Genomic DNA, 21,210 nt, shown 5'->3' with positions numbered 1-21,210 from the left:
CTGGAGGCACAGGCGTTCGAGCCGTCATCAGCGGCGAGCCTCCGGAAGAACGGTCGGGCAGCCGACCCAGTAGACCCGGACGGGTAGGCCCGTCACAGCCGTGAACGAGCGGTCGCCCCCGGGCGGCAAGCGAGGTGGTACCGCGGCAGTCATGTCGTCCTCGTGGATCAGACCACGACGTACGACGACCGCAGGAGCCTCACATGACCTACCCCAAGGTCTCCCACACCGACTCGACCCGGGTGCCGAGCGCGCCGTCGTTCCCGACGATCGAGGAGGGCGTGCTCGCCTACTGGAAGGGCGACGGCACGTTCCAGGCCTCGATCGACCAGCGCGACGGAGGCACCCACGGCGACAACGAGTTCGTCTTCTACGACGGCCCGCCGTTCGCCAACGGTCTCCCGCACTACGGTCACCTGCTCACGGGCTACGTCAAGGACGTCGTGCCGCGCTACCAGACGATGCGCGGCAAGCGCGTCGAGCGCCGCTTCGGCTGGGACACCCACGGCCTGCCCGCGGAGCTGGAGGCGATGCGCCAGCTGGGCCTGAAGACCACCGACGAGATCCACGAGCTCGGGGTGGAGAAGTTCAACGCCGCGTGCCGCGAGTCGGTCTTCAGGTACACCTCCGACTGGGTCGACTACGTCACCCGCCAGGCCCGTTGGGTCGACTTCGACAACGACTACAAGACGCTCAACCCCGACTACATGGAGTCGGTGATGTGGGCGTTCAAGCAGCTGCACGAGAAGGGCCTCGTCTACGAGGGGTTCCGGGTGCTGCCCTACTGCTGGAACGACGAGACGCCGCTCTCCAACCACGAGCTGCGGATGGACGACGACGTCTACAAGAACCGTCAGGACCCGGCGGTCACCGTCGGTCTGCGCCTGGAGACCGGTGAGCTCGCGCTCGTCTGGACGACGACCCCGTGGACCTTGCCGTCCAACCTCGCGATCATGGTCGGTCCCGGCCTGGACTACCTCGTCGTCGAGTCGTCGTTCACCGGCACGAAGGAGCGGTACGTCGTGGGCGCCGAGCGGCTCGCGGCGTACTCCCGCGAGCTTCTCGACGAGGGCAGCGACTCCATCGACGACCAGGTGGTCGAGCGGCTCAAGGGGTCCGACCTGCTGGGGCGCACCTACACCCCGCCGTTCGGCTACTTCGCCGGTCACGAGAACGCCTTCCGCGTGGTGGAGGCCGACTTCGTCACCACCACCGACGGCACCGGGCTCGTCCACTCCGCCGGCGCCTTCGGCGAGGACGACAAGGTAGTCACCGACCGCGAGGGCATCGAGCCGGTCATGCCTGTCGGCAAGGACGGCCGCTTCACCTTCCCGGTCGCGGAGTACGAAGGCATGCTGGTCTTCGACGCCAACCTGCACATCATCGACCACCTCAAGGCCGCCACGAGCGGTGCTGGCGAGACCGGGGCCGTCACGCCGGGCACCGTGCTGCTGCGCCGTGAGACCTACGACCACTCCTACCCGCACTGCTGGCGCTGCCGGGAGCCGCTGATCTACAAGGGCGTCTCGTCGTGGTTCGTCGAGGTGACGAAGATCAAGCAGCGGATGCTCGAGCTCAACCAGGAGATCAACTGGGTGCCCGGGCACATCCAGGAGGGGCAGTTCGGCAAGTGGCTGGCCAACGCCCGCGACTGGTCGATCACCCGCAACCGCTTCTGGGGCTCGCCGGTGCCGGTGTGGAAGTCCGACGACGAGGCCCACCCGCGCATCGACGTCTACGGCTCCTTCGACGAGATCGAGCGCGACTTCGGGCGGCTGCCGATGAACAACGGCGAGCCCGACCTGCACCGCCCGTACGTCGACGACCTGACCCGGCCGAACCCCGACGACCCGACCGGGAAGTCGACGATGCGCCGCGTCGAGGACGTGCTGGACGTGTGGTTCGACTCCGGCTCGATGAGCTTCGCCCAGGTGCACTACCCCTTCGAGAACCAGGAGTGGTTCGAGCACCACTTCCCGAGCGACTTCATCGTGGAGTACGTCGGCCAGACGCGCGGCTGGTTCTACACGCTGCACATCCTGGCCACCGCGCTCTTCGACCGGCCCGCGTTCCGCTCGTGCATCTGCCACGGCATCGTGCTGGGCTCCGACGGCAACAAGATGAGCAAGTCGCTCCAGAACTACCCAGACGTCAACGAGGTCTTCGACCGCGACGGCGCCGACGCGATGCGCTGGTTCCTCATGTCGTCGCCGATCCTGCGCGGGGGCAACCTGGTCGTCACCGAGCAGGGCATCCGCGACTCGGTGCGCCAGGTGATGATCCCGCTGTGGAACAGCTGGTACTTCTTCAGCCTCTACGCCAACGCCGCGGGGTACGACGCCCAGCGCTCCAACGCCTCGACCGACCCGCTCGACCGCTACCTGCTCGCCAAGACGCGCCAGTTCGTCGAGCAGACGACCGCCCAGCACGACGCCCTCGACATCGCCGGCGTCTGCGACGGCATGCGATCCTTCCTCGACGTCCTGAGCAACTGGTACATCCGCCGCTCGCGCAGCCGGTTCTGGGCCTCCGACGGCGTCGTCGACGAGGAGGCGTTCGACACCCTCTACACCGTCCTCGAGACGGTGTGCCGGGTCGCGGCCCCGCTGCTGCCGCTGACCACGGAGGAGATCTGGCGCGGCCTCACCGGCGAGCGCTCGGTGCACCTCGCCGACTGGCCGGAGGCCGGCGCCCTGCCGGAGGACGCCGACCTGGTGGCCGCGATGGACCTTGTGCGGGACGTGTGCTCCGCCGGCTCCGCGCTGCGCAAGGGTGCTGGGCTGCGCAACCGGCTGCCGCTCTCGTCGCTGACCGTGGTGGCGCCGGGTGCCTCCCTGGCCGGCTTCGAGGGACTCGTGGCCGACGAGCTCAACCTCAAGGCGGTGCGACTGGTCGACCCGGAGTCGGCGGAGGCGTCGACCTACTCCGTCGAGCAGCGGCTCGTCGTGAACGCGCGGGCGGCCGGGCCCCGGCTGGGCAAGGACGTCCAGCTGGCCATCAAGGGCTCGAAGTCGGGCGACTGGTCGGTCGCCGACGACGGCACGGTCACCGCGGGAGGACTCGCGCTCGTCGGCGGCGAGTTCACCCTGGAGACCGTGGCCGGCAGTGACGCCGGCACCGTCACCGGCCTGCTGCCGCAGGGCGGCTTCGTCGTCCTCGACACCGACGTCACGCCCGAGCTGGCCGCCGAGGGACTGGCCCGCGACGTCGTACGCGCCGTCCAGCAGGCCCGCAAGGACGCCGGTCTCGACGTCTCCGACCGCATCTCGCTCACCATCGGCGGCACCGAGGCGGTGCTGGCAGCGGTGCGTGCCCACGAGCGGCTGATTCGCGGAGAGACGCTCGCCTCCTCCCTCACGCTGGGGGAGACCCCCGGCCCCGGCGCCGCCGAGGTCGCCCTGGGAGAAGGTGAGCGAGCGACCGTCTCGCTCACCGGGCCTGAGCGCCACCGGTGATCGGTGCCGACGCCGACGTCGACCGGCTTGCCGAGGACCTGCGCGTCGACGGGGTGGTCGTAGACCGGTTCATGGGGTCGGGCGAGGCGGAGGAGGCACACGACCGGATGGCGCAGCTGGTGCGCGAGGTCTCCTTCCCGGTGTACGTCGCCCTCGTCGACGAGCCTGCCGGACTGCCGAGCAACTCCGTGGACTCGGCCGAGGCGCTCGCCGGCCTGCTCAGCCGTCGGCTCGGCTCCGGTCTCTACGTCATCCAGACGACCGAGGGCGCCCAGCGGGTGCTCTCCTTCGGTCTGCACGCCGACCCCGCCCGGCTCAGCCTGAGCGCCTACGCCAACGGCGACCTGCTCGACGCGACCGTGGAGTCGCTGGCCCGCGAGCCAGTCACGACCCCGGCCGCAGTCCGGGCCGAGGCGCAGGTGCTCACGGCCGAGGGCCTGGTCGCCCAGGGCCGGGGTCCGAGCCTCGCGGACGCCGACTATCCCGCCACGTTGACCGCGGCCGACGCAGACCGGCTGGCCGAGCGGGCCGTGCGGCTCCAGGCCGCCGCGGACTGGCGGAAGGCCGGCGACGAGTACATCTCGGTGCGCGTCGCCTCGAAGGGTCTGGCTGCCCTCCTCGGCGGGCTGGTGGCCCTGATCGTCGCGTTGCTGGTGGGACAGTCCGTGCGCGGGTGGCCCCGCTACCGCAAGGCCTCCGACGAGGGGCCGCGCGAGACGCCGGTGCCCGACCTCGAGAGCGAGCGTCGGCACGCGCGCAAGCTGGTCGACGACCTGTCCAGGGAGCTGGAGGCGACCGACTGGGCCACCGACCGAGACGCCGAGATCGCCGGTCGTGCCCTCACCGCGCGGGACGCCGCAGAGCCGCTGCTGGAGTCCGACGACGTCGCCGACCTCGTGGGGGCGCAGGTGATCGCGCGCGCCGGCTCGCGCGACCTCGAGCGAGGCGCCCGCGGCACGGGCCGACCCCTGACCACCTGCTTCTTCGACCCACGGCACTCCGAGAGCGAGGACACTGTCGCGTGGCGCCTCGGCGACGGCGATGTGGAGGTGCCGTGCTGCGCCATCTGCGCGGAGCGGGTCGCCGAGGGGCAGACCCCGGACCACCTGCGGCTGCCTGGCCGACGGAGTCCCACGGCGTACTGGGACCGCGAGGACGTGTGGGCCAGGACCGGGTTCGGTGCCACCACCGACTTCTTGGCGCGCGACGTCCTCTCGGATCGTGCGGGTGAGCGATGAGCGCGCGCGCCGCGCGTCCGGTGCCCACCGCGACCCGCCGTTCGTGGCGCGCCCGCGGGTGGTGGATCGGCGGCGCGGTGGGGCTGCTGGCCGGCACCGGAGCGGCGGTGCTCGTGCTTGACCACCAGGAGTCCCGTGAGGCCGCTGACACAGCCCGCCGCGCCGAGGTCTTCGGTCGACGGGAGGTCGTCCCGCCGCCGGGCGACGCCGTCCGGGCGCTTGTCGAGCAGGACACCCTCGTCGCGGTGGACCCGCTGCTGGCCGGCCGGGTGCCCGAGGCCGACCGCGCGCAGGCCGAGGCGATCCTCGCGCGCTCGCCGGTGCCGTCCAGGATCGCGTTCCTGCGCTACCCGAGGGGCGTCTACGAGGGCTACACGAACACCGGCGCCGCGGCGCAGTGGCACGAGGCGGTCGGCGAGCGGGGCTACTACGTCGTGCTCTGGGACTCCGGCAGCACCGAGTCGGGCGCCGTGGGGCTCGAGGACCCCTTCGTCGGGACCCGGACCCAGGGCCAGCCCGGGCCGGCGCTCGTGCGGCTGGCCGAGGAGATGGTGACCTGGGAGGCGCAACCGCTGCCCACGCGGCCCGACGCGCCCTCGTCCCAGGACTACTGGGGTGGCATCGGCGGCGGCATCGCGGCCGCCTTACTCATGGGTGCCTTCGGGGTGCTGCCACTGTTCTTGCTGCTTCGCTGGTACGTCGGTTCGCGGCGTCTGAGGGAGACATGATGGATGCTCACGCCCGCGTGCTGGGAGCCCCGGCCCAGGCCCCTGCGAACGCGATCGACGACGCCACGGTGGCCAAGATCGTGCAGGAGGTGACCGGGGACGGCGTATGGGTCGATCCCGCCTTCGCCCGCGCCCACGACATCTCGGCCCAGGACGAGACGCGGCTGGAGCAGGCCGTGGCGGCTTCCGACTATGCCGATCTCCGGGTCGTGCTGGTCGAGGTCGACCCTGACGACGACCGCTTCCAGGGCAGCTTCTCCAGCCTGAGCGCCTGGATCCAGGACAGCGCGGGCGGCGACGCCACCTACGTCGGATGGCAGGAGTCCAGCGAGCCCCCCCTCGCCGTCGACGCCTACGGCGACCAGCCCGACCCCATCTACGTCGCCAACGTCGCGGCCCACGACCACCCCGACGACCTGGTAGCGCAGGTCGTGCAGGTCCAGGAGCTGCTCGACGACGGCAACGCCGAGGCGTTGTGGATGGAGGTCCCCAGGGACGAGCGCTACAGCTGGACCGCCGACGACGGCTCGTCCGTGCCCTGGTGGGCGATCGTCGGGATCGTCGCGGCCCTGCTGGTCGCCTGCGTGATGGTGTGGAAGTGGGTGGCCGGTGCGCTCCGCCGCCGACGGCCCACCGGGTTCGTCCTGCCCCCTGCGGTGCTGCGCACCGTCCGCGCCGCCGAGGACCGCCAGCTGCGCGAGCGCGCCGAGACCGAGGTCCTGGCCCTGGGTGAGGCGATCGCTGAGAGCGAGTCGGCCTCGGGGTCACCGGAGGCGCTCGACGCCTGGCAGCAGTCGCTCGACCACTACGCCGCCGCGCGCGACGTGCTCGACCGGGCCGGCTCGCCGGCCGACGTCGTCGGCGCCCTGGTGCTCGCCCGCCGCGGCGAGTCGGCGCGCGATGCCGCCCTCCAGCGACCCGCGAGGCGCTGGCAGCCTCCGCTCGGGTGCTGGTTCAACCCCCTGCACCGTGGCACGACGACCGAGGTGACCTGGCGCGACGAGGACCGCGCGGTCGACGTACCGGCCTGCCAGGAGTGCGCCGAAGCCGTCCGGGCCGGCCGGGAGCCCGACGACGTGCTCGACTTCATCGACGGCGAGCGCACCGTCCACTACTTCCGCCTCGACATCGGGGCGTGGAGCGCCACCGGCTACGGCAGCCTGCGACCCGACCTGCTGGGTGCACTGCGCGAGCGCCGGGCCTTCCGACGCGGCCGGGGCTGAGCGCCGTTGCTCGAACGGGTGATTGGATGACCCGCATGACGCTCGACACCGCTCTCGACCTGACCGCCGATGCCGTCACCCTGACCGAGCAGCTCGTCAACATCGAGTCCGTCAGCCGTGACGAGCACGCCATCGCCGATGCCGTGGAGGAGGCGCTCCGCGCCCTTCCCCACCTCGCGGTCTCCCGGCACGGCAACACCGTCGTGGCGCGCACCGACCTGGGACGCGGCGAGCGGGTGGTCGTCGCCGGCCACCTCGACACCGTGCCGATCAACGACAACCTGCCGTGCCGCCGCGAGCAGACGCCCGACGGGGAGATCCTGCACGGCCTCGGCACGTGCGACATGAAGGGCGGCGACGCCGTGATGCTGCGCATCGCCGCCACCGTGCCGGCGCCCAACCGCGACGTCACCTTCATCTTCTACGAGGCCGAGGAGATCGAGACCGAGTACAACGGGCTCCACCTGCTCAGCCAGAGCCACCCGGAGCTGATGACGGCCGACTTCGCGATCCTGATGGAGCCCAGCAACGCCGTCGTGGAGGCGGGCTGCCAGGGCACCTTGCGGGTCGACGTCACGGTCCGTGGCGAGCGCTCCCACTCGGCGCGCAGCTGGCGGGGCGTCAACGCCATCCACGGCGCGGGGGAGGTGCTCACGAGGCTCAACGCCTACCAGGCGCGGACGCCGGTGATCGACGGGCTGGAGTACCACGAGGGCCTCAACGCGGTGTTCATCCGCGGCGGGGTGGCCGGCAACGTCATCCCCGACGAGTGCGTGGTCGAGGTGAACTTCCGCTTCGCGCCGGACCGGTCCGAGGAGGAAGCCAGCGCCTTCGTCCGCGAGTTCTTCGACGGGTACGACGTCGAGATCACCGACATCGCACCCGGCGCGATGCCCGGGCTCGACCGCCCGGCGGCCAAGGCGTTCGTCGAGGCCGTCGGTGGTGAGGTGAACCCGAAGTTCGGGTGGACCGACGTCGCCCGCTTCAGCAGCCTCGGCGTGCCCGCGGTCAACTTCGGTCCCGGGGACCCGATGTTCGCGCACAAGCAGGACGAGCACGTGCGGACCGCCGACATCGTCCGCTGCGAGGAGCAGCTGCGGGCCTGGCTGACCGACGACGCGGGGGAGAGCTCATGAAGGACAAGCACAAGGGGCCGGTGGTGATGCGCCGCGGCCAGGTCGACGCCGGGACCACCGACCAGCGCCTGCTCGACTCGCGCGGGCCCAGCGACTGGGTCCATACCGATCCATGGCGCGTGCTCCGCATCCAGGCGGAGTTCATCGAGGGCTTCGGGGCGCTGGCCGAGCTCGGGCCGGCGATCGCGGTGTTCGGCTCGGCGCGCACCCCGGCCGACCACCCCGACTACGCCGTCGGGGAGGAGCTCGGTCGTCGGCTGGCCGAGGCGGGATTCGCGGTCATCACCGGCGGCGGGCCGGGCGCGATGGAGGCGGCCAACAAGGGCGCCAGCGAGGCCGGTGGCGTCAGCGTCGGGCTCGGCATCGAGCTGCCTTTCGAGGCGGGCCTCAACCAGTGGGTCGACAAGGGCATCAACTTCCGCTACTTCTTCGCCCGCAAGACCATGTTCGTCAAGTACACCCAGGGCTTCGTCGTGCTCCCCGGCGGGCTCGGCACGTTCGACGAGCTCTTCGAGGCGCTCACGCTGGTCCAGACCCAGAAGGTGACGTCGTTCCCGGTGGTGCTGATCGGCGTCGACTACTGGTCGGGACTGATCGCGTGGCTGCGCGACACCGTGCTGGCCGAGGGCAAGATCAACGAGACCGACCTCGACATGATCACCCTGACCGACGACATCGACCTCGCCGTCGAGCTGATGGTGCGAGCTCGCACCGGCAGCCACCCCACGCCGACCGCCGAGCGGGCGGAGTAGCCATGACCTGGCTGTTCGCGATCCTGATCGTGCTGGCGATGGGCGGGGTGGCCCTCGCCGCGTCCGGTCGCATCGGCACGATGCCCGCGGCGTACGACGACCGGCCGGACGCCCGCGTGCCCGCCGGCGACCTCACGGGCGACGACCTGCGGCGCGTGCGCTTCTCGCTCGGGCTCCGTGGCTACCGGATGTCGGAGGTCGACGCCCTGCTGACCAGGCTGGCCGACCAGCTCGACGGTGAGCGCGCCGGAGCCGCCTCGCCGACCGAGGCCGGCGAGGACGGGCCGGATGACAGGGCAGTGAACACCGACCGACATGGCAGCAGCGCGCCGGACTGAGGCACACTGCCCCCCGTGTCCACCGAAGTCATCATCTACGTCCTGACCGCCCTGGCCGGCCTGGTCGTCGTGCTCACCCGCCTGCGGCTGGGCCGCGAGGACGGCGGCGCCGGGCGGTACCGCGTGAGCAGCCCTCTCCTCAACGTGCACACGGTGGCGGGCGTGCTGGCCATGGTCGCGTGGGTGCTGTTCCTGGTCTTCCCCGATGACTCCGGGCCGGGCGACCCAGTCGTGGGCATCGTCGCGCTGGCGCTGTGGTGGATCGTCGCCGTGACCGGGCTCCTCGTGCTCCTGCGCTGGCTCCCGACGCGGGGCAGGCACGCGGTCGAGGCCTCGGAGGACTCCTGGAGCGACGGCCCCGGACTCTCCGTGCTGGCCCACGTCGGGATGCTGGTCGGCGTGCTGGTGTTCACGTGGGGCTACCTCACCGCGGCGGTCTAGGCGTGCGTCGCGTCCTCTGCGTCCTGTCCGGCCTCGCCGTCGTCCTCTCGGTGGCGCCGCCCGCTCCGGCCGCCCCGCCGGCGGGGGCCGACGCGGGGGCCGACGCCAGGCCCGCCGTCGTCGAGAGACGAGTCATCGGCCACTCCGTCCAGGGCCGCCCGATCGTGGCCTGGCGCCTCGGTGAGCCCGGCGCGCGCCGGGTCGTGCTCGTCTCGAGCATGCACGGCAACGAGGACGCGACCGCCCAGATCCTCGACCGGCTGCGGGACGGCCGCCGCTACGTGCGCGGGATCGACCTGTGGGTCGTGCCGTCGTACAACCCCGACGGCATCGCGCGCGGCACCCGGCGCAACGCGCACGGCGTCGACCTCAACCGCAACTACCCCTACCGGTGGGTGCGTCTCGACGGCAACTACGAGTCCGGGCCGCGGCCCGGCTCCGAGCCGGAGACCAGGGCGATGATGGCGTTCCTGACCGAGATCGCCCCGCACCGAGTGATCAGCTTCCACCAGCCGCTCAACGGCGTCGACACCGACACCAAGGACCCCGGCTTCGCCCGTCGCCTCGCCCGCAGGCTGCACCTGCCGACGACCAGGCTCATGTGCGGCGGGCTGTGCCACGGCACCATGACCATGTGGTTCAACCGCCACTTCGAGGGCTCCGCCCTCACCGTCGAGTACGGCGCCCGGCCGGGCCGCCACCGGCTGCGGGTCCAGGCGCCCCGCCAGGTGCTCGACGTACTGGGTGCGCGACGCAGCAAGCGCCCGCCACCGGGGCGCTAGCGACCCTCGAACACCGGCTTCTGCTTGGCGACGAACGCCTCCACCGCGGCCGCGTGGTCGCGGGTCGCGCCGGTGCGGGTCATCATCGCGCCCTCGTGGGCCAGGGAGTCGGTGAAGGAGTGCTCGGCGGAGAAGGCCACCGACGACCGGATCGACGCGTAGGCCACCGTCGGCCCGCTCGCGAGCCGGCCGGCGAGCTCGGCCGCCGCGGCGGTCAGCTCCGCCGCGGGTACGACGCGGGAGGCCAGGCCGATGCGCTGCGACTCCTCGGCGTCCACGGTCGAGGGGAGGTAGAGGAGCTCGAGGGCCTTCTCGCGACCCACGAGGCGGGGGAGGGTCCAGCTCGACCCGGTGTCGCACGACAGGGCGACGCCGGCGAAGGCGAAGTTGAAGCCGGCGGTGTCGGCCATGATGCGCAGGTCGCAGGCCAGCGCCAGGCTCGCGCCGGCGCCCGCGGCGATGCCGTTGACCGCGGCGATGACCGGCTTCTCCATGCTCACCAGCGCGGTGACGATGGGGTTGTAGTGCTCCTCGACCGTGGTGAAGAGCTCGTCGCTCGACCCGCTCTGCAGGAGCGTGATGTGCTCCTTGAGGTCCTGGCCGACGCAGAACGCGCGTCCGGTGCCCGTGAGCACCACGCAGCGCGCGGCCTTGTCCTCGGCCACGGCGTGCACGGCGTCGCGCAGGGCCACCTTGGTGGCGATGTCGAGGCTGTTCATCGCGTCGGGCCGGTTCAGGGTGATCGTGGCGACGCCGTCGGAGACGTCGAGGAGCACGGGGTCAGCGGTCATGACGGGCAGTCTGCCAGCCGGACCGCCGAGCCTCACGGGGTCTCCCGTCGCTTCTTGGGGGTTGCAACCCCCGCGAAGCGACGCGATACCCGGGTAGCCGGGTATCCCGACAACGGCGCGTCCCCCTCACCCCTCCGAGAGCGTGCGCGCCACGAAGCGGTCCGCCCCGGGCTGCAGCCGTTCGGCGGCGGCGGTGAAGAACGCCGCCGCCGCCCGGCCGGGCCAGTCGGCCGGGAGCAGCTCGTCGGGCAGGCCGGGGTCCTCGAAGAGGAACTTCCGCCACTCGTGCACCAGGTGGAACCGGGCCGCGAACGCCGCCTCGTCGGGGTCGTCGTGGCCGGCGAGGTGCCGGTCGATCTCGGCCTCTGCGCTCGCGAGCCACGTGGCGTACGCCGCGGCGAGGCGCTCGAGGTCCCACGCCGCCGCGGGGGCGCCCGGCGGCGAGAAGTCGCTCGCCACGGCGGTGTGGGCCCTCGCACCCGCGCGCTCGAGGGCGACGTCGAGGTCGCGGCGTACGAACGGGCTGACCCACACGAGGTCGGAGAACTCCGCGTAGCCGAGGAACGACAGCTCACGCTGGACCCGGGCACGGGCCGGCCGGTCGATCGGCGTGCAGACGAAGACGAGCTGCCAGTGGTGGTCCCACTCGCTGGTGGTACGCCGGTAGATCCGCTCGCGGGCCGCGTCGAGGCGCCGGATCGCCTGCTCGGTGGCGGCGTACCCCCGCGCTCCGGCCACGGTGGCGGGCTCCAGCCAGCCCTGGCTGACCATGCGCGAGATGGCGGTGCGCACTGCCGGGGCGGCGATTCCCGTCGGCGCAAGCAGCCGGACCAGACCGGCCACCGACGACCGGTTGCCGCGCTGGGACAGCAGGTCTCCGTAGACGTCGAAGAGGGCTGACCGGGCGTGCATGCGAGGAGTCTGCCAGCCCCGCACGCGCCCTGTGGTCCCGGTCACGCCCGACATGAGGAATAATGACTCCTGAAACGTCGTCGGAGCGGAGCCCTTCCGCTCCGACGTGCCATGAGGCGGTAGCACGACAGCAGCCTGGGCTGCGACGAAGGAAGAGGTGGCGCGGATGGCGGCCATGAAGCCGAGGACGGGCGACGGACCGCTGGAGGTCACCAAGGAGGGGCGCGGCATCGTCATGCGCGTGCCGCTCGAGGGTGGGGGCCGACTCGTGGTCGAGCTCAACGCGGAGGAGGCCGGGGCGCTCGGCGATGCCCTCAAGGCCGTCGTCGGCTGATCGTGGCGAAGACGACTCTCACGCTGCCCTCGCAGGTCTCACCGCCTGAGTTCGCCATCAGCGCGCTGGCGCCGCACGAGATCGGCGGCGTCGAGGTCTGGGCGTTCCCCGTCCTGCCGGGCGACGGGAGCGGCACGGTCCTGCTCGGGCCCGGTGCCGACGCGGCGGGAGAGGCTCTCGGCATCGACCTGCTCGCCGCCCTGGACGGGGCGAGGGCCAGCGGGAAGACGGGCGAGGTCACCACGGTCCCGGTCGCCGCCGACGACGGCGTCCGCCTGGTCCTGCTCGTCGGCGTCGGAGCTCAGTCGCCCGACGACTTCCGGCGAGCGGGGGCCACTCTCGCCCGGGCCACCAAGGACCGCGCCAGCGTGGCCACCACGATCGCCTCGATCGCTCCGGACGGTGGTTTCGCGGCCTTCGTTGTGGGCGCGATGCTGGGCTCGTTCGGGTTCCACTGGCGCTCTCAGGGTCCGAAGGAGACGCCGGTCGCCCGGATCGCACTGGCCGGCCATGACGACGTGGACGGTCTCGACGCCGAGCTGGCCCGGGCGATCGCCATCGGCGGAGCCGGCTGGCGCTCGCGGATGCTCGCGACCGTGCCCGCGAACCTCAAGAACCCGCCCTGGCTCGCCGACCAGGCCGTCGAGATCGCCCGGGAGGCCGGGCTCGAGGTCGACGTCTGGGACGAGAAGCGGCTGGCCACCGACGGCTTCGGCGGCATCATCGGCGTCGGTCAGGCCTCCGCGACCCCGCCGCGTCTGATCAGGCTCGACTACGCGCCGGCCAGAGGTGCGCGCAAGGCACGCCACGTCGTACTCGTCGGCAAGGGCATCACGTTCGACACCGGCGGTCTCGACATCAAGCCGGCCGAGGGCATGGTCTCGATGAAGCGCGACATGACCGGTGGGGCGGTCGTGCTGGCCACGATGGCGGCGCTGGCCGCGGTCGACTGCCCGGTGCGAGTCACCGGCCTGGTCGCCGCCGCCGAGAACGCCGTCTCCGGCAACGCCCTGCGCCCCGGTGACGTGATCACCCACTACGGCGGCCGCACCAGCGAGGTCACCAACACCGACGCCGAGGGCCGGCTGGTCATGGCCGACGCCCTGGCGTACGCCGTAGACAAGCTGGATCCCGACGTGCTCGTCGACGTCGCCACCCTCACCGGCGCGATGAAGGTCGCGCTCGGCCAGGGCACCGGAGGCTTCTTCGCCAGCGACGACGCGCTGGCGGACTCCATCTACGCCGCCGGGCGCGAGTCCGGCGAGCGGCTGTGGCGGTTCCCGCTGGCGGCCGACTACGAGGAGCTGCTCTCCTCCAAGGTCGCGGACGCCGACAACGCGCCGGGCGGGCCCGGGGCGATCACCGCCGCGCTGTTCCTCCAGCACTTCACCGGCGGGCTGCCCTGGGCGCACCTCGACGTGGCGTCCGTGGGGGACGCACCCGCGGAGAAGTACGAGTGGACCACCGGCCCCACCGGGTTCGGTGCCCGCGTCCTGCTGGCGTGGCTGGGCCAGGACGATCCCCTGACGGGCATCGCGTGAAGGGCCTGACCGTGCGCTGGTCGCTCGCCGAGGCCCCCGCCGGCGTCGAGGCCGAGCTCGCGTCGTACGTCGCGGACACCTCGCACGCGAGGTTCACCGGGATGACGGGGCTGCACTTCAAGACCTGGCGGATGCGGCCGGGCGAGTGGTTCGAGGGCTGCTACGTCTTCGGGTCCGACGAGGCGCGCGCCCAGTTCCAGGAGACGTTCACCGCCGGCGCAGCCGACGCTCCGGGCTCGAGGATCATCGGCTCGTCGCCCGTGCTGATCGAGGAGTGCGACGTGGTCGCGGTCGCCGAGGGCTGGGAAGGCTTCAGCGCGCGAGCCGGCTTCGGCTCCTGAGGTCAGGCGGCGTCGCCCGCCCACTCCTTCTTCGCGAGGAGCAGGCCGTCGCCGACGGGCAGCAGCACCGGCACCAGGGACTCGTGCTCGGCGACCTCCTTGCCGAGCTCGCGGACGGCGACCGTCTGGTCGTCGCGCTGCGCCGGGTCGGCCACCCGGTCGTGCCACAGGGCGTTGTCGAAGGCCACCACGCCGCCGGGCCGCAGCAACCGCAGGGCCTCCTTGAGATAGGCGGAGTACTCGCGCTTGTCGCCGTCGCAGAAGACGAGGTCGTAGTGGCCGTCGGTCAGCCGGGGGAGCACGTCGAGCGCAGCGCCCGAGATGGTCCGGGCGCGCTGGGCCGGGATCGCGCCCTCGGCGAAGCTCTCCTTGGCGAGGCGCTGGTGCTCGGCCTCCACGTCGACGGTGGTCAGGACGCCGTCGGGACGCATGCCCCGGAGCAGCCACAGGCCCGACACGCCGGTGCCGGTGCCGATCTCGACGACGGCGCGCGCCTCGAGCACCGCGGCCAGGAACCGCAGGGCGGCTCCGCAGCCGGGGCTGATCGGCACGACCCCCACCTCCTCGGCGCGGGCACGGGCGGCCGCCAGGACGTCGTCCTCGGCCACGAAGGACTCGGCGTAGGACCAGCTCGCGGGCTTGATAGGCGTGGTGATGATGGCCTCCTGGGTCGGGCGGTCACGTGCGAGGAGCAAGGGCACGACCCTATCGCGAACCGGACCCGTGGCACCCTGAGGGAACAGCCGGGTCATCCGGCTCGTTGTGCCCTCACAGAGACGGTTTCTCCGGTGAATCGCGACCCGTTCACAGGTTCCTCTCAGGCCCGTTCCCTAACGTCAGGCTGGTCATGCTCTTCGGTCCATCGCCTCGCAAGTCCCGAGGCACCCAGGAGGCTCCCGTGCCTGCCGACGTACCTCCTCCTGCCGACGGCACCGGAGACAGCACAGAGGGCAGCCCTGCGGCCAGCACCAGCGCCGAGGTGCCTACCTGGGACGAGATCGTCGAGCGGCACTCCGACCGCGTCTTCCGGCTCGCTTACCGGCTGACGGGCAACCGCCACGACGCCGAGGACCTCACCCAGGAGGTGTTCGTGCGGGTCTTCCGCTCGCTCGACACCTACACGCCCGGCACCTTCGAGGGCTGGCTGCACCGGATCACCACGAACCTCTTCCTCGACCAGGCCCGCCGCAAGCAGCGGATCCGGTTCGACGCGCTCTCCGACGAGCGGGCCAGTCGGCTGACGAGCGGCGCTCCGACGCCCGACATGGCCTACGCCGACCAGACGTTCGACGACGACATCGAGCGCGCCCTCTCGACGCTGCCTCCCGACTTCCGGGCCGCCGTCGTGCTGTGCGACGTCGAGGGCCTCAGCTACGAGGAGATCGCGCAGATCATGGACGCCAAGCTCGGCACCGTCCGCTCGCGCATCCACCGCGGCCGCGCCATGCTGCGCGCCGGGCTCGCCCACCGGGCGCCCGGCGACGGCCGCCAGCGCTACGCCGGCCCGTCCACGGGGCCCATCCAGGTCATGGGACGCACCTCGTGATGGTTCCCGTCATGGGCCACCTGGGCACTCGGGTGAGCGCCCTCCTCGACGGCCGCATGCCCGAGGCCGAGGAGGAGCGCTGGTGGCAGCACGTGCACCAGTGCCACCCGTGCCGCGACCTGGTCGAGCGGGAGGGCATGGTGAAGACCCGCCTCGCGGGGCTGTCACACGGTGACGCCGCCGCCCCCGACCGGCTCAAGCACTCGCTGCTGCTGGCGCAGCCGCTGGCGGGGTCGCGCCCCGGTGACTACCTGGCGGGCGGGTCTCCGCGCCGCACCTCGGGCCACGGCTTCGGCGGCAGCAGCTTCGTGGGGGGCGTGGTCGGCGGGGTCATCGGCAGCGGTGCCGTCGGCGTCGCCGTCGTCGGCGTGCTGGCTCTCGGGGCCGGTCCGGCCAACGCGCCCCAGCTGGAGCGGCGCGCCCCTGTCACCAGCCTGACCCGGCCCACCGCGACGGCCACACCGTCCGACGGTGCCACCACCGGTAGCGATGAGCGTCGCACCCGCCTCGTGCGGCAGGCCGCCATCCGCGAGAAGATGGGTCCGTGAACGACAACGACTCGGACCGTCCTGACGGTGAGCGCGACGAGCAGCACGACGACGCGCAGGACCAGCAAGAATCCTCACCCGCAGACACCGAGCCCACCCGGCCGCTCCACCACGATCGGCTGACCGGGCGTTCCGACGGCTGGGTGACGCCCTCCCAGCCCCACGTCGAGCCGGCCCGCGAGCACCGGGCGGGCGCCGACCAGGACGACGTGGACACCGGCATGGTCGGCCCGGTGCCCGGCTTCGGCCCCGCCGGGAGCCCGGGCCCGTCGCCGATCCCACCCCAGCACACGCCGTACTGGGGCCCGCCGACGAGCCAGTACGCCGGCCCGCAGGGCGCCTACGGCACCTCTCCGATGCCCACCGCCCACCGGACCGACCCCGCGCCGCGAGGCCGCGTTCCGGGCTGGCTCTGGCCCGCGGTGGCCGCCCTGGCGCTGGTCATCGGACTGGGTGGGGGCGTCCTGGGTGCCGTGGTGATCGACAGCCTCGACGACGACAACACGGTCAGCGGTGGCCTCGACTCCGTCGACACCCGCTCGGAGGCCCCCATCGACCCCGCGACCGGCTCGGTGGCCGCGGTCGCGCAGGAGCTGCTGCCGAGCACGGTCCAGATCCTGGCCGAGTTCGAGGGTGAGGCGGACGGCGCCACCGGCTCGGGCTTCGTGCTCGACCGGCAGGGACACGTCATCACCAACAACCACGTGGTGGCGAGCTCCGCGGAGGACGACGGGCCGATCGAGGTCGTCGACGCCGAGGGCAACGCCTACCCGGCCACCGTGGTGGGACGCAGCGCCGTCTACGACCTCGCGGTGCTGCTGGTCAAGGACGCCTCCAACCTGCAGCCGGCCGCCCTCGGCGCCTCGCTCAACCTCAAGGTCGGCGACCCGGTGGTCGCCTTCGGCTCGCCGCTGGGCCTGAGCCAGACCGTCACCGCGGGCATCGTCTCGGCCCTCAACCGCCCGGTCACGACGGGGGATTCGGCCGACGACTCGTCGTACATCAACGCGGTGCAGACCGACGCGGCGATCAACCCCGGCAACTCCGGCGGTCCGCTGGTCAACCTCGGCGGTCAGGTGGTGGGGGTCAACTCCGCGATCGCGACGACGGGCGGGGGATTCGCGGGGGAGTCCGGCAACATCGGCGTCGGCTTCGCCATCCCCATCGAGCAGGTGCGGGTGACCGCCGACCAGATCCTCGAGACCGGAGAGGCGCGCTACCCGGTCATCGGCGCCCAGGTGCAGACCGGTGGCCGGACCACCGACGGCGCTCGGATCGACCAGGTCATGGCGGACACCCCCGCCGAGGACGCCGGCCTGCGCAAGGACGACCTCATCGTGGCCGTCGACGGCCACCGGGTGACCGACGGCATCGCGCTCATCGTGTCGATCCGGACCCACCAGCCCGGCGAGACCGTCGAGTTCACGGTCGTGCGCGACGGCGAGGAGCGCGACGTGAAGGTGACGCTCGACTCCGAGGTCGGCTGACCGAGCAGCCTGGCTACTCCTCGACGACGCGGGCGGCGTCGGCCTCGACGAACGGGTGCTGGTCGACGAAGTCGCGGGTCTGCGCATACATCTGCTCGATGAACTGCTCGAGCTGGGTGGACTCCACGCGCCACTGGCCGCGGCCGCCGATCTTGATGGCCGACAGCTCGCCGCGCCGGACGAGCGCGTAGACCTGCGCGCTGGAGGTGTTGAGCACCTCGGCCACGTCGGCGAGCGTCAGGAAGCGGGGGGTGCCTGCCATGCCCCCATCGTGCCACTCCCGGGGCTGAGGATCCCTCTTCGTCCCATCCTCCTGTGGACAGCGGGGCGGGACACGGGCTGTGGAGAACCCCCTGCACCGATCGCGACCGGACCGGCATGATGGGCGGGTGCAGAACGATCTCGGGAAGAACGACGCACCGCCAGCTGTCCGCGCGCGACCACCGGGGTGGCGCGATCCCCGCCTGTGGATCGGCGTGGCCATCGTGGCCGCCTCGGTGGTGGCCGGGGCGCGGATCGTCGGCGCGGCCGATGACTCGATCGCAGTGTGGGGCGTCGCCGGGGACCTGGCACCCGGCGACCTGGTCGAGGAGGCAGACCTCGAGCAGACGCGGGTGCGCTTCGCCGAGCCCACCGATGCCGAGCGCTACCTCCGCGTCGACGACGAGCTGCCCACCGACCTGGTCCTGACCCGTGGCGTGGGTGCGGGCGAGCTGCTGCCCCGTGACGCCCTCGGCACCGCCGAGGCCGCCGGCACCGTCTCGCTGTCGGTGTCGGTCCCGAGCTCGCAGGTGCCCACCTCGGTCGCACCCGGGTCGCGGGTCGACGTGTGGATCGTCCCCGACTCCACCGACGACGCCAAGGCACAGGCCCGGCTGGCCGTCGAGGACGTCGCGGTCATCGACACCCCCAGCGGGTCTTCCGACTTCGGCTCGACCTCCAGCGACCGGCAGCTCGTCCTGGGCATCCCGACCGAGACCGACCTGTCCGACCTGATCCTGGCCAGCGGCGCCGGCCGGGTGATGCTCGTCGGCCGGGGCTGACGATGATCTGCGTCCTGCTGCTCGCCTCGGGCGCGACGTGGGAGTCGACCGCCCTCGAGTCGCTCTCCGGCGCAGCCGGCGTCGTCGTGCTCAAGCGCTGCGTCGACGTCGACGACCTGCTCGCCTCCGCCGGCACCGGCCAGGCCCACGTCGTGGTGCTCTCGCTCGACGCCCCCGGGCTGGATGCGGCTGCGATCGCCCACCTGCGGCGTCACGCCGTCCGCCCGGTCGCGGTGGTCGCCGACCCCGGCCACGAGGAGACCGGTGCTCGCGCGGCCAGCCTCGGCATCTCCACGGTGGTGGCTGTCTCAGACCTCGGGGAGCTGGGTGGGTCGGTCACCAGCGTCGAGGACCTCGCCGACACCCGCATCCGAGACGAGGCCGACGCCGGCCCGGTCGTGCCGGTCACGGCGATGGAGCCGGGCAGCCACCGGGTCGTCGTCGTGTGGGGTCCTGCCGGGGCGCCGGGGCGCACCACCGTCGCCACCGCGCTGGCGACCCAGCTCGCGAGCCGCCGGGCGACCACACTGCTCGTCGACGCCGACCCGTGGGCCGGCGCCGTGGCCCAGCACCTCGGCATCCTCGACGAGGTCTCCGGCGTGCTGTCGGCGGCCCGGCTGGCCAGCAGCGGTCAGCTGCGCGAGCGGTTCCCGAGCGTACGACGCGCGGTCGGCGACCACCTCGGCGTGCTCACCGGGCTGCCGCGCGCCGACCGCTGGGTCGAGGTGCGCGCCGGCGCGATCACCGACGTCCTCGAGCTGGCCCGCGAGCAGTCCCACGTCGTCGTGGACACCGGCTTCAGCGTCGAGCAGGACCGCGGCTCCGACTTCGGCGCCGCCCCCGCCCGCAACACGATGACCCTCGAGGCGCTCGAGGTCGCCGACGACATCCTGGTCGTCGGCTCGGCCGACCCGGTCGGGCTGTCCCGGCTGGCCCGCGCCCTCGTCGACCTGCGCGAGCTCACCGGGGGCCGGCCGGTACGGGTCGCCGTCAACCGGATGCGGCCGAGCCTGGGCTGGGCGGAGAAGGACATCGCCGGCATGGTCGAGGGCTTCGCACGCATCTCGGGGCTGCACTTCCTGCCCGACGACCGTGCTGCGGTCGACCGGGCCCTGGTCGCCGGTCGCAGTCTCTCCGAGGGCGGCGAGACCCCGCTGAGCGGAGCCATCGGCGGCCTGGTCGACGCGATGTTCCCGGCGACGATGGCGGCCGCGGCGGACCGGCGTACCGGCTTCAGGCGGCGAACAGCAGGTAGAGCCCGCCGACGGTGAACCCGACCATGGTGAAGAGCAGCGGCAGCTGACCGGTCAGGTGGTGCCGCTGGGGGAGCAGCTTGATCGCGCGGTCGTGCGCGGCGACGACGCCCAGCACGTGGCCGACCACGACGCCGAGCACCTTGCTGTTCGCCAGGAACGTCGGGTGGAACGACAGCCAGTAGTTGACCGACCAGTTCCCGGTGCCCAGGAGGTTGTCCCCGCGCGAGAGCGGGTCGCTCATCTGGATGATCGTCGTCTGGCCCTGCTCCATGAAGTAGGTCAGGTAGTGCGCGAAGAAGTAGCCGACGATGATGGGCACGATCGAGTGCGCGAAGAGCCCGGGCAGCGAGCTGCGGCGGGTCCCCGCCGAGACGCCGGTGGCCATGGTGCCGATCGCGAAGATCACGCCGACGGCGACGCAGAACCCCAGCAGGGCGAGGTTGTTGAGCACCTCGGTGCTCACCGAGCTGGACTGGACGAAGCGCACCCATCGACTGGAGTCCTTGAAGGAGTCGAAGGCCGTCGAGCCGAAGAGCACGGCCACCACGCCGACGAGGCCCGGCCCGGGCACGACCGTGTCGAGGTTCGCCAGCGGCATGCGTACGACGAGCTGACCGGGCCCGGAGTCACCCGGGGCGTGACGGCGGCCCCAGACCGAGAGCTTGGCGACCAGCGTGGAGAACACCTCGAACGGGTCGCCGTACGCGTAGAAGCGGTTGCCGAAGAGTGCGCCACCGATGAGCATCGCGGCGACGTAGGCCGCGAACCACAGGCGTACCGGTCCGAGCTCGGTGGAGTAGGGGTAGACCAGCTCGAGCCAGACGAATGCGAAGAGGCCCACGGCCGCGGGCCAGTAGCCCAGCCGGGAGGGGTAGTCGTACATGCCGGACTCGGCGTCACTGCCGGCCACTCGGGCGAAGCCGGCGTTGAGGGTGCGGACCGGGCTGATGGCCTTCCAGACCGGGCCGAGGAGCAACGAGGCCGGGATCAGGCCGACCCACAGCAGCACGTAGAACATGCCGAAGAACGGGTTGGTGAGAAGGTCCTTGCCGGCCACGGCGACGAGCAGGGTGTAGGCGAACAGGACCATCCCGACGACCCGGGCGGCGATCCCGAACCACGGGGCGTCGACGAGCGCCTGCACTCGCGGCGCGCGCCGGCCCGACGTCGCGGCGTCGAAGCGGGGGGTGCGCCAGGCGAGCGCCAGCACGGTGAACGAGATGGTGAGCGCGGCGACCGCGCCCGCGATCGCCAGCTCGGGCGAGATCGGCAGGTCCTTGGCGCCGCCGATGCCGTGCGCGAGGGTGGTTCGGTCCAC

General features: G+C 72.3%; 22 protein-coding genes. 17 read left to right on the top strand and 5 right to left on the bottom strand.

Annotation, left to right across the window (positions count from 1 at the left end; all coding sequences use genetic code 11):
* The first annotated feature begins 203 nt into the window (after nt 1-203).
* The 9 genes from ileS to ACP7BP_RS00705 are packed head-to-tail and all read left to right on the top strand — an operon-like array spanning nt 204 to nt 10,093.
* A complete protein-coding gene (ileS, locus tag ACP7BP_RS00745) occupies nt 204-3,455 on the top strand; it encodes an isoleucine--tRNA ligase (RefSeq protein ID WP_426241545.1) in 3,252 nt (1,083 codons plus the stop codon).
* The gene (locus ACP7BP_RS00740) at nt 3,452-4,693 is read left to right on the top strand and encodes a hypothetical protein (protein ID WP_426241544.1); all 1,242 of its coding nucleotides are present in this window, start codon (nt 3,452-3,454) and stop codon (nt 4,691-4,693) included. The genes ileS and ACP7BP_RS00740 overlap by 4 nt, the downstream gene beginning before the upstream one ends.
* Nucleotides 4,690-5,421 carry a hypothetical protein gene (locus tag ACP7BP_RS00735; protein ID WP_426241542.1) on the top strand — a complete coding sequence of 244 codons (732 nt, stop codon included), beginning with the start codon at nt 4,690-4,692 and terminating at the stop codon, nt 5,419-5,421. Before ACP7BP_RS00740 ends, ACP7BP_RS00735 begins: the two co-directional genes overlap by 4 nt.
* Nucleotides 5,421-6,644, top strand: coding sequence for a hypothetical protein (locus ACP7BP_RS00730; protein ID WP_426241540.1), 1,224 nt, complete (start codon nt 5,421-5,423; stop codon nt 6,642-6,644). The genes ACP7BP_RS00735 and ACP7BP_RS00730 overlap by 1 nt, the downstream gene beginning before the upstream one ends.
* A gap of 35 nt (nt 6,645-6,679) precedes the next feature.
* On the top strand, nt 6,680-7,780 hold the full coding sequence (gene dapE, locus ACP7BP_RS00725) for a succinyl-diaminopimelate desuccinylase (RefSeq protein WP_426241538.1): 1,101 nt from the start codon (nt 6,680-6,682) through the stop codon (nt 7,778-7,780).
* Nucleotides 7,777-8,532, top strand: coding sequence for a TIGR00730 family Rossman fold protein (locus ACP7BP_RS00720; RefSeq protein ID WP_426241536.1), 756 nt, complete (start codon nt 7,777-7,779; stop codon nt 8,530-8,532). The genes dapE and ACP7BP_RS00720 overlap by 4 nt, the downstream gene beginning before the upstream one ends.
* Before the next feature lie 2 nt (nt 8,533-8,534).
* Nucleotides 8,535-8,870: a DivIVA domain-containing protein gene (locus tag ACP7BP_RS00715; protein WP_426241534.1), complete on the top strand. Its 336-nt coding sequence runs from the start codon at nt 8,535-8,537 to the stop codon at nt 8,868-8,870.
* 15 nt (nt 8,871-8,885) lie between these two features.
* Complete coding sequence (locus ACP7BP_RS00710) at nt 8,886-9,311, top strand: hypothetical protein (protein WP_426241532.1); 426 nt, start codon at nt 8,886-8,888, stop codon at nt 9,309-9,311.
* A gap of 2 nt (nt 9,312-9,313) precedes the next feature.
* Nucleotides 9,314-10,093 carry a M14 family zinc carboxypeptidase gene (locus ACP7BP_RS00705; protein ID WP_426241530.1) on the top strand — a complete coding sequence of 260 codons (780 nt, stop codon included), beginning with the start codon at nt 9,314-9,316 and terminating at the stop codon, nt 10,091-10,093.
* Here ACP7BP_RS00705 and ACP7BP_RS00700 read toward each other — a convergent pair.
* The gene (locus ACP7BP_RS00700) at nt 10,090-10,884 is read right to left on the bottom strand and encodes an enoyl-CoA hydratase/isomerase family protein (RefSeq protein ID WP_426241529.1); all 795 of its coding nucleotides are present in this window, start codon (nt 10,882-10,884) and stop codon (nt 10,090-10,092) included. The genes ACP7BP_RS00705 and ACP7BP_RS00700 overlap by 4 nt on opposite strands.
* A gap of 126 nt (nt 10,885-11,010) precedes the next feature.
* Complete coding sequence (locus ACP7BP_RS00695) at nt 11,011-11,796, bottom strand: PaaX family transcriptional regulator C-terminal domain-containing protein (protein WP_426241527.1); 786 nt, start codon at nt 11,794-11,796, stop codon at nt 11,011-11,013.
* Nucleotides 11,797-11,962: 166 nt separating this feature from the next.
* Here ACP7BP_RS00695 and ACP7BP_RS00690 point away from each other — a divergent pair, with 166 nt between their 5' ends.
* The 3 genes from ACP7BP_RS00690 to ACP7BP_RS00680 are packed head-to-tail and all read left to right on the top strand — an operon-like array spanning nt 11,963 to nt 14,012.
* Nucleotides 11,963-12,130 (top strand): DUF3117 domain-containing protein, encoded by a 168-nt coding sequence (locus ACP7BP_RS00690; protein WP_166191440.1) that lies wholly within the window; start codon nt 11,963-11,965, stop codon nt 12,128-12,130.
* A gap of 2 nt (nt 12,131-12,132) precedes the next feature.
* On the top strand, nt 12,133-13,671 hold the full coding sequence (locus ACP7BP_RS00685) for a leucyl aminopeptidase family protein (RefSeq protein ID WP_426241524.1): 1,539 nt from the start codon (nt 12,133-12,135) through the stop codon (nt 13,669-13,671).
* On the top strand, nt 13,668-14,012 hold the full coding sequence (locus ACP7BP_RS00680; RefSeq protein WP_426241522.1) for a hypothetical protein: 345 nt from the start codon (nt 13,668-13,670) through the stop codon (nt 14,010-14,012). Before ACP7BP_RS00685 ends, ACP7BP_RS00680 begins: the two co-directional genes overlap by 4 nt.
* 2 nt (nt 14,013-14,014) lie before the next feature.
* Here the strand turns inward: ACP7BP_RS00680 and ACP7BP_RS00675 are convergent, their stop codons facing one another.
* Nucleotides 14,015-14,656, bottom strand: a complete 642-nt coding sequence (locus tag ACP7BP_RS00675; RefSeq protein ID WP_426243365.1) for an O-methyltransferase — start codon at nt 14,654-14,656, stop codon at nt 14,015-14,017.
* Nucleotides 14,657-14,910: 254 nt separating this feature from the next.
* Between ACP7BP_RS00675 and sigE the strand changes: the two genes are divergently transcribed.
* The 3 genes from sigE to ACP7BP_RS00660 are packed head-to-tail and all read left to right on the top strand — an operon-like array spanning nt 14,911 to nt 17,593.
* Nucleotides 14,911-15,558, top strand: a complete 648-nt coding sequence (gene sigE, locus ACP7BP_RS00670) for an RNA polymerase sigma factor SigE (RefSeq protein ID WP_426241520.1) — start codon at nt 14,911-14,913, stop codon at nt 15,556-15,558.
* A gap of 11 nt (nt 15,559-15,569) precedes the next feature.
* The gene (locus ACP7BP_RS00665) at nt 15,570-16,106 is read left to right on the top strand and encodes an anti-sigma factor family protein (protein WP_426241518.1); all 537 of its coding nucleotides are present in this window, start codon (nt 15,570-15,572) and stop codon (nt 16,104-16,106) included.
* Nucleotides 16,103-17,593, top strand: coding sequence for a S1C family serine protease (locus ACP7BP_RS00660; protein ID WP_426241516.1), 1,491 nt, complete (start codon nt 16,103-16,105; stop codon nt 17,591-17,593). The genes ACP7BP_RS00665 and ACP7BP_RS00660 overlap by 4 nt, the downstream gene beginning before the upstream one ends.
* 13 nt (nt 17,594-17,606) lie before the next feature.
* On the opposite strand, the gene ACP7BP_RS00655 is transcribed toward ACP7BP_RS00660, so the two are convergent.
* On the bottom strand, nt 17,607-17,855 hold the full coding sequence (locus ACP7BP_RS00655; RefSeq protein WP_426241514.1) for a helix-turn-helix domain-containing protein: 249 nt from the start codon (nt 17,853-17,855) through the stop codon (nt 17,607-17,609).
* Nucleotides 17,856-17,982: 127 nt separating this feature from the next.
* On the opposite strand from ACP7BP_RS00655, the gene ACP7BP_RS00650 reads away from it, so the two are divergent.
* Together ACP7BP_RS00650 and ACP7BP_RS00645 are read left to right on the top strand one after the other, a co-directional pair.
* Nucleotides 17,983-18,636, top strand: coding sequence for a hypothetical protein (locus ACP7BP_RS00650; protein WP_426241512.1), 654 nt, complete (start codon nt 17,983-17,985; stop codon nt 18,634-18,636).
* Between the two features lie 2 nt (nt 18,637-18,638).
* Nucleotides 18,639-19,907, top strand: coding sequence for an AAA family ATPase (locus ACP7BP_RS00645; protein ID WP_426241511.1), 1,269 nt, complete (start codon nt 18,639-18,641; stop codon nt 19,905-19,907).
* On the opposite strand, the gene ACP7BP_RS00640 is transcribed toward ACP7BP_RS00645, so the two are convergent.
* Nucleotides 19,870-21,210, bottom strand: coding sequence for a hypothetical protein (locus ACP7BP_RS00640; protein WP_426241509.1), 1,341 nt, complete (start codon nt 21,208-21,210; stop codon nt 19,870-19,872). The two genes, ACP7BP_RS00645 and ACP7BP_RS00640, sit on opposite strands and share 38 nt — an antisense overlap.

The organism is Nocardioides sp. LHG3406-4 (genome assembly GCF_049897745.1).
Taxonomy (GTDB): domain Bacteria; phylum Actinomycetota; class Actinomycetes; order Propionibacteriales; family Nocardioidaceae; genus Nocardioides.
Note: the sequence above shows the minus strand (reverse complement) of the source record. Positions and strands in the feature narration are given on the sequence as shown.